The organism is Flavobacterium sp. (genome assembly GCF_039916025.1).
Classification (GTDB): Bacteria; Bacteroidota; Bacteroidia; order Flavobacteriales; family Flavobacteriaceae; genus Flavobacterium.
Window position 1 is genome coordinate 1 of sequence record NZ_JBDSMB010000062.1, and the last position, 13,382, is coordinate 13,382.

Genomic DNA, 13,382 nt, shown 5'->3' on the forward strand with positions numbered 1-13,382 from the left:
AGTATTTTAAATCGCTTTCATCTGAAGAGCTTTTAAAAGAAGAACACAAAGACTTTAAGGGATATATCCACTAGTAGCTTATGGTTGCACAACAAACAGGTAGATACTCAAAATATATAAGGCCGATTAATATACTTTTCGATCTAATTATAATTACATCATTGAGTTTATATTGTTTCAGAGAACTGAATCTTAATCAGTTTTACTACTTGTTGTACCAAACATTTACGTGGATTGTCATTGCAATACTTGTAAAATATTATGAAGTTTATCGATTTACAACTCCGGTTGAAATTATCACTAAATTAATAAAACAGTTTAGTGTTTTTTTATTGGTTGTCATTGCTTTTTTCCCGTTTGCAAAAACGACGATTTTTAGCGGAAAGGCAATTGCAATTTTTATGACTGCAAGTTTCCTAATCATTGTAACCTTTAAATATTTTTGGTTTTTTTACTTAAAAAAATACAGGATTGTAACAGGAAGTAATTTCAGGAATGCCGTTATCATTGGATTTACACCGGAAGCAATACGGCTAAAAGAAGTATTCGAAACCAGAAAAGATTACGGTTATAGATTCTTAGGATATTTTTCAGATAAAAAGCAAAACCCTGAAGTTAAGGGGAAAATAGATGATTTAAAAGAATTTGTAATCGACAATAAAGTAGACGAAATCTATTGCTCATTAAATGAAATCTCAAACGAAAAACTAAAAGAATTAGTTGAATTTGCCGATGATAATAAAAAGGCAATCAAATTCATTCCCGATACCAAAGAGATTTTCTCGAAAAACCTCAAAGTTGATTATTACGAATTATTTCCGGTATTATCTCTTCAAAAAACACAATTGCACAATCCGATTATCAAAGGTCTTAAGCGTGCTTTTGATGTATTCTTTTCATTATTTGTCATCATTTTTCTGTTATCCTGGTTGATTCCTGTGTTGGCCATTCTGATAAAATTGGAATCAAAAGGGCCAGTATTTTTTATGCAGGGAAGACCCGGAATGGATGAAGAAGAATTCTTCTGTTATAAATTCCGTTCAATGCAGGTTAATGGATTTACTGAAAAAGAAGCGTCAAAAAATGACCCAAGAGTTACCCGAATGGGGAAATTGATGAGAAAGACAAGCATGGATGAATTACCACAGTTTTTTAATGTTCTAATTGGAGAAATGTCGGTGGTTGGACCAAGACCGCACTTGTGGTCACAAAACAAAGCCTACGCCAGTAAAATAAAGAAATATATGGTTCGCCATTATGTAAAACCTGGCATTACAGGTTTAGCACAAGTAAAAGGTTTCAGAGGGGAAATTGAAACCGAAGAAGACATGGTAAACAGAATAAAGCTCGATGTTTTTTATATAGAAAACTGGTCGCTGATCATGGACATCAAAATCATTTTCCAAACTGTATTTAATATCTTCAGAGGAGAAGACAAAGCCTACTAAGATGGATAATTTGGTATCAATTATAACACCAACTTATAACTCTGAAAAATTCATTTCCGCTACAATTCATTCTGTTCAAAATCAAACCTACACAAATTGGGAATTGCTCATTATTGATGATTGTTCAACCGATAAAACAGTTGAAATTATTAATGATGCGATTAAACTAGACCCTAGAGTCAAATTGCATTCGTTACCAAAAAATGAAGGCACAGGCGTAGCAAGAAACCTTGGTGTGGCTAACTCAAAAGGGAATTATATTTCATTCCTGGATTCGGATGATTTATGGGCGCCTAATAAACTCGAAAGGCAATTGGGTTCCATGAAAGAAAATAATTTGGCCTTTACTTTTAGTTTCTATGAATGTATAGATGAAAAAGGGAATAAGTTGAATATCCGAAAGGAAGCACCACTATTTACTACTTATAAAAAGTTGTTTTTTTGCAACTATATTGGAAACTCTACAGCAATTTATAATGCAGGAATTCTAGGAAAAATTCCTATCAATAGAATAAGAAAAAGACAGGATTGGATGCTGTGGCTTACCATTGTAAAAAAGATAAAAACAGCCCAACCAGTTCCGGAAGTTCTGGCATATTACAGAATTAGGAAAAATTCGATTTCATCTTCCAAAATGGAATTGTTGAAGTACAATTTCAATGTGTATCATAAGTTTCATAAAATGAACTTTCTCGCTTCACTTGGATGCACTATGATGTTTGTCTTCACGCAACTTATTATTAAGCCAGGTTATAGTAAGAAGGCATAGAATAAAGACTTTCTATTTAACTAAAGAAACAAACTGTTTTAGCTTTCCGCTTTTGCTGCGTTCAAGTTTTTCTTTTCTGATAAATGAAAAAGTCAGGCCACTTTCTAAATACGTTGTAATAGCTTTTTCAATTTGTTGAATCTGGATTTCAGACAATTCAAATTCACTTACGTATTCAATGATGAAGGTGTCGGTTTTGGTTTGTTTAATGACAAATTCTTTCACATTTCCATCGTCTTCAATGATGCTTTTGGTAACATAATAAAAGGTTAATCCAGGCGATTTTTTTCCGCTGGGTAAAACGGCAACATCATTGGTTCGCCCAATCAATTTTTTAAGAATAGGCTTTTTAGAAGTGCTTTTTTCGTCTAGAATTCCAACATCGCCAATATCATATCGGATAAAAGGATGCGCTTTATTGTATAATGAAGTAATTACAATACGGCCTTGTTTTCCGTTAGGCAAAACATTATTGTCATCATCTAAAACCTCTACAAATAAAGTTTCGGAATTCACCTGCCATTCACCTGCGGGATTTTGAAATGCAATCAAATCCAATTCGGAAGCGCCATATTCATTAACAATCGGAACGCCAAATTGTTTTTCGAGCAAAATCTTATCATCATCAAAAAGCATTTCAGAAGTTACAACACAGAATTTTAATGTTGGGCAAACTGTCGTTAAAACAATATTTTTCTTTTGTAAAAATTTGGCAAATAAAACTATGGAAGAGGTATATCCATTGATATAATCAAACTTTTTATTTTGGAATTTGATTAAGACTTTTTCTAAGACTTCATCGGACAAATTGAATATTGTAAAACGATAGCGATGGCTCAGTAAGTCTTTTATGCGCTCTTTTTTATTACCGATAAAATCTAATGGAATTCCATAAAAGCGTGCTTGTAAAGACGAATTAAAATCGATGCCAAACCAACCAAAATGGCGAATATTATTAGCCCAGGTCAAAGCATGGCAAAATTTATCTTTGGCAAAAATGAAAGGATCACCGCTTGAACCGGAAGTTTTGTTTACATAGATTGTGGATGGAGTAAATCCTTCTGAAAGCCTTTCGGATAATGGCTTTTGAAATTCCTTTTTTGTCATTACAGGAAGTTTATTCCAATTGTCAGATGAGGTTTTCCCAACAAAGCCCTGATATGATTTGTTGTGTTTCAAATGATAATCAACAATCTCATTTTTCTTTTGATTGATATAATTGTCATAATCAATTTCTGAAATGGATAGAATCTTTTCCAATTCGGCAGAAGCTTCTTTTATAGGGAAACCATTTAAGCGGAGCGATAAATTGAAAAAGTTGAGCATAAGACAATAAAAAAGGGCTAACAAATGTCAGCCCTTAAAAATACTATTTTATTTGGAATTAATTTTTAAGAATTTTAACCACTTCTTTTTTGTTATCTGAACTTAATTCAAAGAAATAAGCACCAGCAGAAAGGCTAGAAATATCTACAGTATTTTCAATTCCGTTTAATGATTTAGTCATAACAACTTTACCTGATAAATCAGTTACTGATAATTTGGCAGCATCAACATCCGGAGTAGAAATTGTTACTACAGAAGTAGCAGGATTTGGATAAATCTTAAATTTACTAATAGTTGAATTCTCAAGACCTAATGGAGTAGTCAATTTAAAAATACCGGCAGTCCCTAAAGGATCACCATCTCCAAAACCAGCACTCCAACCAGTAGAACCTATAAATGCAGATGTTCCTCTTTGTGCAGCTGATTCAACATCTGTCCAGGTTACACCGTTATTGATACTAAGAGATGTTCCCACCGGAGCTATTTGAGAAGTAGCAACTATTGTAGTAGTTCCAGGAATGTAATTAAGAATTCTACGCGTACCTGTAAAAGTAGCAGCAGCAGTCCAGTTAACACCAGCATTTGAAGTGGTGTAATATTGATAAACAGGAACAGCAACTGTCCCAGATGTTTTTAATAAATAACCGTTGGTTGCATTACTAAAAATTGCAGTTCCACTATTTGCTGGCAAAGCAGCGCCAAAATCAGTTAAAGGAGCTTGAGCAGCTTGCCAAGTGGCTCCCATATCAGTAGTTCTGAATAATCTTCCTTTATTTGTTGGAAACCATAATACGCCTCCTGCAGCAATTGGTGTGCTGTTATATCCATATTCTCCACTTAAAGGATTGGCTATATTAGCACCAGTAATCTGGGTCCAGACAGTACCACCATCTGTTGTTCTCCAAATTTCAAATTCTCCTCCTGTTGGATCACCATAAGCAACACCAACGTTGGCATTCCAAAAATAAACTCCATTCAGGAAAGAAGAACCAGCAATTTGAAAACCAGCTTCGCATTGTGGAGCCCAAGTCGCTCCACCGTCATTAGTTTTGTAAATATACCCAACACCGTTATTTGCGTCTAAAGGAATATTGTTTATAGCAGAAACCCAAGCTGTAGTAGCACTAACAGGAGATATGTTATTTAACTCCCAAATCGGATTTCCCACATCAATAATTCCTGCAGTCCAAGTAGTACCGCTGTCAGTTGTTAAAGTAAATTCCTGAACATTAGCTCCGGAACCAGAACCGTCATAGGCTAAACCCCATACAGTATTAGCATCAACTATGCTAATTTGGCTTAAACCTCTACTTGCATCAGCAAAACCTGTACCCTGAGAAGTCCACTGAGCGTTAATTGTTGACGTTAAAGCGATTAAAGAAAAAGTAAGTAATAATTTTTTCATAGTTTTTTTAATTTTGATTAATTGATACAAAAATAACATTTTTATTTCAATCGCATAAATATTTAATAAATCTTTAATAGATAAAAGATTATTTTTGCAATCAAAATAAAAAAAAGATGGTCATCTTACTACTAGGTTCTGGCGGCAGAGAACATGCTTTAGCATTAAAAATGCTACAAAGTTCAAAATGCTCAGCACTTTTTGTTGCCCCTGGAAACGCAGGAACAGCGGAAATAGCAACAAATGTCCCTATCAGTCCAACCGATTTCAATGCGATAAAATCATTCGCAATTCAGGAAAAAGTTGAAATGGTTGTTGTTGGCCCTGAAGATCCATTAGTTTCAGGAATTTATGATTTCTTTAAAAATAATCCTGAATTAAATCATATTCCGGTTATCGGCCCATCAAAAGTTGGGGCTCAATTGGAAGGAAGTAAAGAATTTGCCAAAGAATTTCTGGTTAAGCATAACATACCAACAGCAGCTTACGATAGTTTTACTGCAGCAACTGTCGAAAAAGGATGCGAATTTTTAGAAACACTACAACCACCATATGTTTTAAAAGCAGATGGATTAGCTGCCGGAAAAGGTGTTCTAATTCTTAACGATTTAGAAGAAGCAAAATCAGAATTGCGAAATATGTTGGTTCATGCCAAATTTGGTAACGCAAGTGCGAAAGTAGTTATCGAAGAGTTTCTTGACGGAATTGAATTGAGCTGTTTTGTATTGACAGACGGTAAGAATTATAAAGTGCTGCCAACAGCCAAAGACTATAAACGAATTGGAGAAGGAGACACAGGTTTGAATACTGGTGGCATGGGAGCGGTTTCACCGGTTCCGTTTGCGGATGCTGTTTTACTTGAAAAAATAGAAACCCGAATTGTAAAACCAACGGTTGAAGGTTTGCAAAAAGACGGAATTGAATACAAAGGATTCGTTTTTATCGGATTGATCATCGTCAAAGGCGAACCAATAGTTATTGAATACAATGTTAGAATGGGTGATCCCGAAACGGAAGTTGTAATTCCAAGAATTAAATCCGATTTAGTAGAATTATTCCAAGCGGTAACTACTGGAAAATTAAACGAAGTTTCTTTAGAAATTGACGAAAGAAGCGCTACAACAGTAATGATGGTTTCCGGTGGATATCCTGAAGACTATGATAAAGGAAAAGAAATTTTTGGCTTAGACAAAGTTGAAGGCTCACTTGTTTTCCATGCAGGAACAAAGTTAGATAATGGGAAAGTGGTCTCTAATGGCGGAAGAGTTTTGGCAATCACTTCTTTTGGCAATGATTTCCAGGAAGCCATAAAAAAATCTTACCAAAATATAGACAAGCTAAATTTTGATAAGATGTATTTTAGAAAAGATATTGGCTTCGACTTACTTTAAGAAAGAATGAGCCGTTGTATCTTGGTTTTCTTCGTTGTTAGCACGGTGTATTACTAATTGTTTGCACCAGTAAACTATATAATAACCACAAATAATAATCATTACCCAGCTAATAATATTAGCCAACCACCAGCTGCTTAACTCTAAAGAGCGTAATAAATCAAATGGTTTGAATAAAAAATCTACAAATAAAGATTGAATGCCTTCAAAAAATGCTCTCATTTTATAAAATGTTATATTTACAGCACAAATGTATAAAATATCCTTATGATAACAAGCGTTTTTAAAAAATCTACTCTACTTAATAATGCTTTGGTGGTAGTTTCGTTGCTGCTTTTCTTTTTTATGTATCAGTCAAGCGATTTGTTAGCTACGATTTCTACCAATGGATTTTCAAAAACAGCAACACTTGTTTTGTTATTATTGGCTTGTTTTTCCCTGGTAAGCTTTACCGTAAAAAAGAACAACCTGACCAAAAACAGCACTTATACAATTCTTTTTTTCTTATTATTTCTACTCATTTTCCCATCCATTTTTAATAATTCCAATTTATTGTTCGCCAATTTTTTTCTGCTTTTGGCGATTCGAAGACTGATTTCACTGCAGACTTTAAAAGCACCAAAGGAAAAGATTTTCGATGCTTCGATGTGGATTTTTATTGCCAGCCTGTTTCATTTTTGGTGCATCCTTTTTATCATTTTGGTGTATGCTTCCATAATTTTCCACGTTTCAAGAGATTTTAGAAACTGGCTTTTACCTTTTGTGGCATTTTTTGCAACCGCGGTCATATTTTTAGTTGCAGCCTTGGTATTTGATATAACTTGGATTGCACATATTATAAATCAAACCCAAACTAATTTTGAACTCAATTATTTCACCAATAATTATCAGAATATTGCGCTTTCGTTTTTTGTTGTAATTGCACTGTATTTTCTGTTATCGCTGGTTCTTTCTTTAACAAATAAGCCTCTGATTTTGCAGGCTTCTTTTAAGAAAATGATTTTTGGGTTTTTAATCGGAGTTACGATTTTTTTGATTTCACCAGATAAAAACAATGAGATGCTGGTTTTTACATTTATGCCATTATCAGTGATGTGTACGACAAACATCGAATATTCCCAAAGCAAAATGTATCAGGAAATCGTGTTGTTACTACTGATTGTAGGATGTTTTTTTAGCTATTTCTCTCAGCTATAATTTGCTTCCATAAGCCAAATCGCCCGCATCTCCAAGACCTGGAACGATGTAGTTTTTCTCGTTAAGTTTTTCATCAATTGCAGCTATCCAAAGATGGCAACTGTCGGGAAGATTTTGTTTGAGATATTCAATGCCTTCCGGTGCCGCAATTACAACGGCAATATGAATTTCTTTTGGTTTTTGTTCCAGATGCAGTTTTTGCAAAACCGCCACCATTGATTGTCCAGTCGCAAGCATCGGATCAATCATAATCAGGTTTTTATTTTCAAAAGAAGGCGCCGCCTGATATTCTACTAAAATATCAAACTTATCATCGTTGTCATAATGATGTCGATAGGCGGAAACAAAACCGTTTTCGGCATTGTCAAAAACATTCATAAAACCCATGTGCAAAGCTAATCCGGCACGAAGAATAGAACACAAAACCACATGGTCTGCAATAGTTGTTGTGTGTTTAATGCCAAGCGGTGTCTGAACATCAACGCTTTTATATTCTAAAGTTTTGCTCAATTCATACGCCATAATTTCACCAATTCTTTCGATGTTTTTTCGAAAACGCATGCTGTCTTTTTGAATGTTTACGTCACGAATCTGTGCCAAAAAATGATTGAGAATGCTGTTGTTTTCCGAAATATTGTGAAGATGCATGAATGTGGGAATTTGTATGTTTAGGTAAATGTATAAAAAACTATCTTTGCACCCGAGACCTTTAGGTCGAATTGTATGAAATAAAATTAAATTTAAAAGTATGTTTTCAAAATTTGCCTATTCTATATTTGAACAAAGTATTAAGGATTATCATGTTCATGACAACGTAGACCAACCTGTTAACAATCCATATCCAAAAGAGAAGATCGAACATTTGCTGTATTTCAAAAACTGGATTGATACAGTTCAATGGCATTTTGAAGATATCATCCGCGACCCAAATATTGACCCGGTTGCCGCTTTGGTTTTGAAAAGAAGAATCGATGCTTCGAATCAGGAAAGAACGGATATGGTTGAATATATCGACAGCTATTTTCTTCAAAAATATAGCAATGTCAACGTAAAAGACAACGCCAAAATAAACTCTGAAAGTCCAGCTTGGACGATTGACAGATTATCAATTTTAGCTTTAAAAATTTATCACATGACAGAAGAAGCCAATCGTGCCGAAGCTTCACAGGAACACAGAGATAAATGTCAGGCAAAATTGAATGTGTTGTTAGAACAAAGAACCGATTTGTCAACAGCGATTGATGATTTAATCACAGATATTGAAAACGGCGACAAATTCATGAAAGTGTACAAACAGATGAAGATGTACAACGACGATGATTTGAATCCGGTTTTATATCAGAATAAGAAATAATAAATTACATTTCGAACCAGTAAGGTATTAAGAAAAAGTAAGACATCCTTAATTAAACTTAATACCTTAATGGTTTTAAAACAAATTAATTGTCAAACCAAATCAAACATATAGCTGTCATCCGAATGTCTGCCATGGGCGATGTTGCGATGACAGTTCCTGTTATCAGCGCTTTTGTTGAGCAGAATCCAAGCGCAAAAATCACAATCGTTTCCCGACCATTTTTCAAACCTTTTTTTGACGGAATTCCGAATGTAGATTTCTTTGCGGTTGATGTTAAAGGAAGACACAAAGGTTTTCCAGGATTGTTGAAATTATATTCCGATTTAAAGCAATTGCATATTGATGCTGTTGCCGATTTGCATAATGTTCTGCGTTCACAAGTCATCAGAACTCTTTTCGCTTTAAGTGGTAAAAAAGTAGCTTTTACAGATAAAGGACGAGCAGAAAAACGGGCCTTAACCCGTGCCGAAAATAAAATCTTCAAGCCAATCAAGTCAATGGTTGAAAGACATGTCGATACTTTTAAAAAGTTAGGTTTCAGTATTGATTTGTCTAATCCAAAGTTTCCGGAGAAAGCTATTTTATCCACAGAAATTATAAAAATCACAGGAGAAAAAGCAAATCAAAATTGGATTGGAATCGCACCATTTGCTCAATACGCCAGCAAAGTGTATCCGCAGGATTTGATGCATCAAGTTATAAATGAATTAGCATCTGATTCAAATAGTAAAATTTTCCTTTTTGGTGGCGGAAATAAAGAAATTGAAATTCTGAATTTGTTTGCCAACGGAAAAGAAAATGTGATAAACGTTGCCGGAAAACTTAAACTTCAACAGGAATTAGATTTGATTTCCAACTTGAATGTAATGCTTTCGATGGATTCGGGGAATGCACACATGGCTGCAATGCTGGGAATAAAAGTAATTACGCTTTGGGGTGCAACACATCCATTTGCAGGATTTGCACCTTTCAACCAACCTTTAGAAAACTGCCTGGTTTCCGACAGAGAAAAGTTCCCCAAATTGCCAACTTCGGTTTATGGCAATAAAAAAGTGGCAGGTTATCAAGATGCGATGCGAACGATTTCTGTGGAAAGTGTTGTTGAAAAATTAAACCATTAAGACTTAATGAAACTTAATATCTTAATGGTTAAAAATACAGTTACAAGTATATCTTATTATCTCTGCATTGAGCTAAAATATAACTTTTCAAATTAGCAATCGTTTCTTTATAGTTTGGCGCTTCATATCCAAAACGGTCATGTTCTCCTTGCTCTTTTTCAATCGCATTGCAACCTTTTACAACTTCTTTAATCATGTCGAGCATGATTAATTGTTTGTTTTTATCTTTTTCAAACTTCAAATCAATGAGTTCATCTTCCAATTTCTCGCAATAATCTAAAAGCTCTTGAACTTCTGGTTCATCCAACAGCTCTTGTGCCTTTTTAAATATTTCGAGTTTGTTTTTCAACGATTTGGAATTTGGTCCCTCGACTGCGCTCGGGATGACATTATTTTACCTACACATCATCATAATCTATATAAATCTCCGGAGAAGTTGGATGTGCCTGACAAGTTAAAATTAATCCTTCGGCAATTTCGCCATCGGTTAAAATAGTATTCTTTAGCATTTCGGCAGTTCCATTCGTAATTCGCGCCAGGCAGGAACTACAAATTCCACCCTGACAGGAATACGGCGCATCAATGCCTTGTTTCAAAGCCGCTTCGAGAACGGTTTGTTTTTGTGACATTTCAAAAGTCACTTCTTCGTCGTCAACCTTAATTGTAATTTTGGTATGACCGGTATGTTTTTCAGCGTTTGGATTATCATTGGTTGTCGGCGTAGAAAACAATTCGAATTTGATATCTTTCTCAGGAACATTGTGCTCTTTCAAAACATCTGAAACCAAATTAATCATCGCTTCCGGACCACATAAATAGAATTTATCAAACTCTTTTTCTTTGTGTTTGTTGTTCAACACAAAATTCACCGTTGACTTTTCAATTCGTCCAAAAAGTTCGCCATCAGATTTAGCCTGACTAAAAACATAATGCACAAAAAAGCGCCCGACATATTTCAATTGCAGTTCGTGTAGTTCGTTGTGGAAAATGGTTTCTTCGGGAGATTTGTTCCCGTAAACCAAAACAAAAGTGCTTTTTGGCTCGTTTTCTAAAACTGACTTTAGAATTGACATAACTGGTGTAATTCCACTTCCGGCAACAAAAGCCGCATAATTTTTAAGGTTTGAAAAAGAAGGTTCGAAAGTAAATTTTCCTTCCGGTTGACCAACTTCCAAAATATCTCCAACCTTTAAATTATCATTCGCGAATTTTGAAAAATGACCTTCTTTAACTGACTTTATGGCAATGCGAAGTTCATCACTATTAGGTGAAGAACAAACAGAATACGCACGACGAATTTCCTGTCCGTCTAAAGTTAATTTTAGGTTAACGTATTGACCTGCAGTGAATTGATAAGCAGATTTTAATTCGGCAGGTATGTTAAAAGCAACAGAAATGGCATTAGCAGTTTCGTGTTTTACTTCTTTAATTTGTAATTTATAAAAGGATGACATGGAAAATAATTTTTGCAAAGGTAAGAAACGATTAACTTTTGAAGAAATATAAATTTATTACATAAGAATATTATGTATATAGAAAACTTATGTATATTTGTTTTATAAAATGATGCTGCGATGAAAAATTCTCAATTGTATAAAGGAAGTTTAAACACGATTGTGATGAAACTTTTGGAAGAAAATGGTCGAATGTATGGTTATGAAATTACTCAAAAAGTAAAAGAAATGACCAAAGGCGAATTAAAAATCACTGAAGGCGCTTTGTATCCTGCGTTACACAAGTTAGAAGCAGAAGGTGTTCTTGAAGTTGAAATTGAAAATGTAGATAATCGGTTGCGGAAATACTATAAACTGACTGAAAAAGGAACTTCCGAAACCATAAACCGATTGGCAGAATTAGAAGATTTTATTAGAAATATGCAAAATTTAGTGCAACCGAAACTAACATAATATGAAATTAAGTAAACAAGAAATTCAATTTATTGACAACTATTTACAAAAGCATGATGTTGTTTTTGTTGACATTAGAGCCGAAATGATTGACCATATTGCCGCAGCTGTTGAGGATAAAATGGATAAAGAAGCGATTGATTTTTATGATGCTTTTAAAAGTTATATGATTATTAACAGAAAAGATATTTTAAAAGGTAATAAAGAGAATTGGGGTTTTGCTTTAAGTGAAATTAAAAAGTTTGCAATGTTTTTAGTAAAACCGCAAATGTTGCTGCTTTTAACTCTACTTTTTATAGTTTCAAAGGCTATTATGCCCAATAAAAATTTAGATTTTTTTATCGATAATTCACCACATTATTTTTTGTATTCAATGTTGTTTATATCAATAATTCAGCTAGTTTACTTTTATTTTATACTTAAAAAAAGGTTTTATTATATTGAAAAAAACGGTCAGCTTTTGGCGATTTTATATTGGTTAAATTTACTTTTTTTACAACCATTTGACGAGACTGACACAACATATTTTTATGGTATATTGATTTTCTGGTATTTGTTTTTGGGATATATATATTTTTCAATTACTCAAATCAGAAATTTTTTCAAACTAAAATTAAATACTTTGTAAATTGAAATGAAGCTTACAATAGAACAAATCCGAAACCTTCGTGAATTTACTTCCAAACATTATGTGGAATTTTACGATTTACAAACCGAGCTGGTCGACCATTTGGCAAATGGCATAGAAGAAAAATGGCATGAAAATCCTAAATTGACTTTTGAAGAAGTTCTGCAAATTGAGTTCAGGAAATTCGGGATTTTTGGTTTTATGGATGTGGTCGAAAAACGCCAATCAGCTTTAAATAAAAAATACAATAAACTTGTATGGCAATTACTGAAAACTTTTTTCACCATTCCGAAAATTATTGGAACTGTTTCCGTAATGGGAATTGTGTTTTATTTATTGAAATTTTTTCAGGAAGGCCCTGAAATTATACAATGGCTTTTTATTGGAATTATCTTGGTTTTCATCATAGGAATGACTTTAATTTCCAGAAAAAATAAAAAAGTAAATCTTCAAACTGGAAAAAAATGGCTCTTTAAAGAAATTATTTTTGGCTATAGTTCATTAGCTGGATTAATAAATATCCCAATACAACTTGCTTTGCATTTAAATGGGAAACATTATCAAGATTGGACATTATTAATGTTTAGTTTTATGCTAGTTGTTTTATGTTTAATCACATATATTGTTTTGGTTTTGATACCAATAAAAGCCGAAGATTATCTTAAATCAACATATCCTGAATATGAAATGGCTAATAATATGTAACAAATTTTTACATTTAGAAACTAATTCCAAAACCTAAACAAACAACTATGTTCAAACACTTCATTACACTTGAATGGAAAGCTTTTGTCCGTTCAGCATCTTTTGGGACCAATCTTGCTTTGAAAATT

The 13,382-nt window shown here is 33.7% G+C and carries 15 protein-coding genes; 9 read left to right on the forward strand and 6 right to left on the reverse strand.

The genetic code is table 11. The annotated features are described in order from the left end of the window. The first annotated feature begins 80 nt into the window (after nucleotides 1–80). Together ABIQ27_RS03540 and ABIQ27_RS03545 are read left to right on the forward strand one after the other, a co-directional pair. Complete coding sequence (locus tag ABIQ27_RS03540) at nucleotides 81–1,448, forward strand: undecaprenyl-phosphate glucose phosphotransferase (protein ID WP_348032112.1); 1,368 nt, start codon at nucleotides 81–83, stop codon at nucleotides 1,446–1,448. Between the two features lies 1 nt (nucleotide 1,449). Then, complete coding sequence (locus ABIQ27_RS03545; protein ID WP_348032114.1) at nucleotides 1,450–2,217, forward strand: glycosyltransferase family 2 protein; 768 nt, start codon at nucleotides 1,450–1,452, stop codon at nucleotides 2,215–2,217. A gap of 12 nt (nucleotides 2,218–2,229) precedes the next feature. On the opposite strand, the gene ABIQ27_RS03550 is transcribed toward ABIQ27_RS03545, so the two are convergent. Both ABIQ27_RS03550 and ABIQ27_RS03555 read right to left on the reverse strand, forming a co-directional pair. Beyond that, entirely contained in the window at nucleotides 2,230–3,543 is a 1,314-nt protein-coding gene (locus ABIQ27_RS03550; protein WP_348032116.1) for a phenylacetate--CoA ligase family protein, read from the reverse strand. A gap of 58 nt (nucleotides 3,544–3,601) precedes the next feature. Continuing rightward, entirely contained in the window at nucleotides 3,602–4,948 is a 1,347-nt protein-coding gene (locus ABIQ27_RS03555) for a T9SS type A sorting domain-containing protein (protein WP_348032118.1), read from the reverse strand. Between the two features lie 116 nt (nucleotides 4,949–5,064). Here ABIQ27_RS03555 and purD point away from each other — a divergent pair, with 116 nt between their 5' ends. Then, nucleotides 5,065–6,339: a phosphoribosylamine--glycine ligase gene (gene purD, locus ABIQ27_RS03560; protein ID WP_348032120.1), complete on the forward strand. Its 1,275-nt coding sequence runs from the start codon at nucleotides 5,065–5,067 to the stop codon at nucleotides 6,337–6,339. On the opposite strand, the gene ABIQ27_RS03565 is transcribed toward purD, so the two are convergent. After that, nucleotides 6,331–6,561 (reverse strand): uracil phosphoribosyltransferase, encoded by a 231-nt coding sequence (locus ABIQ27_RS03565; protein WP_348032122.1) that lies wholly within the window; start codon nucleotides 6,559–6,561, stop codon nucleotides 6,331–6,333. The genes purD and ABIQ27_RS03565 overlap by 9 nt on opposite strands. A gap of 45 nt (nucleotides 6,562–6,606) precedes the next feature. Between ABIQ27_RS03565 and ABIQ27_RS03570 the strand changes: the two genes are divergently transcribed. Further along, nucleotides 6,607–7,536 carry a DUF6427 family protein gene (locus ABIQ27_RS03570; RefSeq protein ID WP_348032124.1) on the forward strand — a complete coding sequence of 310 codons (930 nt, stop codon included), beginning with the start codon at nucleotides 6,607–6,609 and terminating at the stop codon, nucleotides 7,534–7,536. Here ABIQ27_RS03570 and upp read toward each other — a convergent pair. Then, on the reverse strand, nucleotides 7,531–8,184 hold the full coding sequence (upp, locus tag ABIQ27_RS03575; protein WP_348032126.1) for a uracil phosphoribosyltransferase: 654 nt from the start codon (nucleotides 8,182–8,184) through the stop codon (nucleotides 7,531–7,533). The two genes, ABIQ27_RS03570 and upp, sit on opposite strands and share 6 nt — an antisense overlap. Before the next feature lie 100 nt (nucleotides 8,185–8,284). Between upp and ABIQ27_RS03580 the strand changes: the two genes are divergently transcribed. Both ABIQ27_RS03580 and ABIQ27_RS03585 read left to right on the forward strand, forming a co-directional pair. Beyond that, the gene (locus ABIQ27_RS03580; protein WP_348032128.1) at nucleotides 8,285–8,890 is read left to right on the forward strand and encodes a DUF4254 domain-containing protein; all 606 of its coding nucleotides are present in this window, start codon (nucleotides 8,285–8,287) and stop codon (nucleotides 8,888–8,890) included. A 134-nt stretch (nucleotides 8,891–9,024) separates the two neighbouring features. Further along, nucleotides 9,025–10,014 (forward strand): glycosyltransferase family 9 protein, encoded by a 990-nt coding sequence (locus tag ABIQ27_RS03585; protein ID WP_348032137.1) that lies wholly within the window; start codon nucleotides 9,025–9,027, stop codon nucleotides 10,012–10,014. A gap of 40 nt (nucleotides 10,015–10,054) precedes the next feature. Here the strand turns inward: ABIQ27_RS03585 and ABIQ27_RS03590 are convergent, their stop codons facing one another. Both ABIQ27_RS03590 and ABIQ27_RS03595 read right to left on the reverse strand, forming a co-directional pair. Then, nucleotides 10,055–10,363, reverse strand: a complete 309-nt coding sequence (locus tag ABIQ27_RS03590) for a hypothetical protein (protein WP_348032129.1) — start codon at nucleotides 10,361–10,363, stop codon at nucleotides 10,055–10,057. A gap of 49 nt (nucleotides 10,364–10,412) precedes the next feature. Continuing rightward, nucleotides 10,413–11,468: a ferredoxin--NADP reductase gene (locus ABIQ27_RS03595; RefSeq protein ID WP_348032131.1), complete on the reverse strand. Its 1,056-nt coding sequence runs from the start codon at nucleotides 11,466–11,468 to the stop codon at nucleotides 10,413–10,415. Between the two features lie 120 nt (nucleotides 11,469–11,588). Here ABIQ27_RS03595 and ABIQ27_RS03600 point away from each other — a divergent pair, with 120 nt between their 5' ends. Genes ABIQ27_RS03600 through ABIQ27_RS03610 form a run of 3 tightly spaced genes read left to right on the forward strand, consistent with a single transcriptional unit; the run spans nucleotide 11,589 to nucleotide 13,254 of the window. Then, entirely contained in the window at nucleotides 11,589–11,921 is a 333-nt protein-coding gene (locus ABIQ27_RS03600; protein WP_348032133.1) for a helix-turn-helix transcriptional regulator, read from the forward strand. 1 nt (nucleotide 11,922) lies between these two features. Next, nucleotides 11,923–12,549 (forward strand): hypothetical protein, encoded by a 627-nt coding sequence (locus ABIQ27_RS03605; protein ID WP_348032135.1) that lies wholly within the window; start codon nucleotides 11,923–11,925, stop codon nucleotides 12,547–12,549. Between the two features lie 6 nt (nucleotides 12,550–12,555). Next, entirely contained in the window at nucleotides 12,556–13,254 is a 699-nt protein-coding gene (locus tag ABIQ27_RS03610; RefSeq protein ID WP_348032136.1) for a hypothetical protein, read from the forward strand. The last annotated feature ends 128 nt before the right edge of the window (nucleotides 13,255–13,382 follow it).

Coding starts and splice junctions, on each gene's coding strand:
- ABIQ27_RS03540 (WP_348032112.1), top strand. CDS start 81: ATGGTTGCACAACAAACAGGTAGATACTCAAAATATATAAGGCCGATT.
- ABIQ27_RS03545 (WP_348032114.1), top strand. CDS start 1,450: ATGGATAATTTGGTATCAATTATAACACCAACTTATAACTCTGAAAAA.
- ABIQ27_RS03550 (WP_348032116.1), bottom strand. CDS start 3,543: ATGCTCAACTTTTTCAATTTATCGCTCCGCTTAAATGGTTTCCCTATA.
- ABIQ27_RS03555 (WP_348032118.1), bottom strand. CDS start 4,948: ATGAAAAAATTATTACTTACTTTTTCTTTAATCGCTTTAACGTCAACA.
- purD (WP_348032120.1), top strand. CDS start 5,065: ATGGTCATCTTACTACTAGGTTCTGGCGGCAGAGAACATGCTTTAGCA.
- ABIQ27_RS03565 (WP_348032122.1), bottom strand. CDS start 6,561: ATGAGAGCATTTTTTGAAGGCATTCAATCTTTATTTGTAGATTTTTTA.
- ABIQ27_RS03570 (WP_348032124.1), top strand. CDS start 6,607: ATGATAACAAGCGTTTTTAAAAAATCTACTCTACTTAATAATGCTTTG.
- upp (WP_348032126.1), bottom strand. CDS start 8,184: ATGCATCTTCACAATATTTCGGAAAACAACAGCATTCTCAATCATTTT.
- ABIQ27_RS03580 (WP_348032128.1), top strand. CDS start 8,285: ATGTTTTCAAAATTTGCCTATTCTATATTTGAACAAAGTATTAAGGAT.
- ABIQ27_RS03585 (WP_348032137.1), top strand. CDS start 9,025: ATGGGCGATGTTGCGATGACAGTTCCTGTTATCAGCGCTTTTGTTGAG.
- ABIQ27_RS03595 (WP_348032131.1), bottom strand. CDS start 11,468: ATGTCATCCTTTTATAAATTACAAATTAAAGAAGTAAAACACGAAACT.
- ABIQ27_RS03600 (WP_348032133.1), top strand. CDS start 11,589: ATGAAAAATTCTCAATTGTATAAAGGAAGTTTAAACACGATTGTGATG.
- ABIQ27_RS03605 (WP_348032135.1), top strand. CDS start 11,923: ATGAAATTAAGTAAACAAGAAATTCAATTTATTGACAACTATTTACAA.
- ABIQ27_RS03610 (WP_348032136.1), top strand. CDS start 12,556: ATGAAGCTTACAATAGAACAAATCCGAAACCTTCGTGAATTTACTTCC.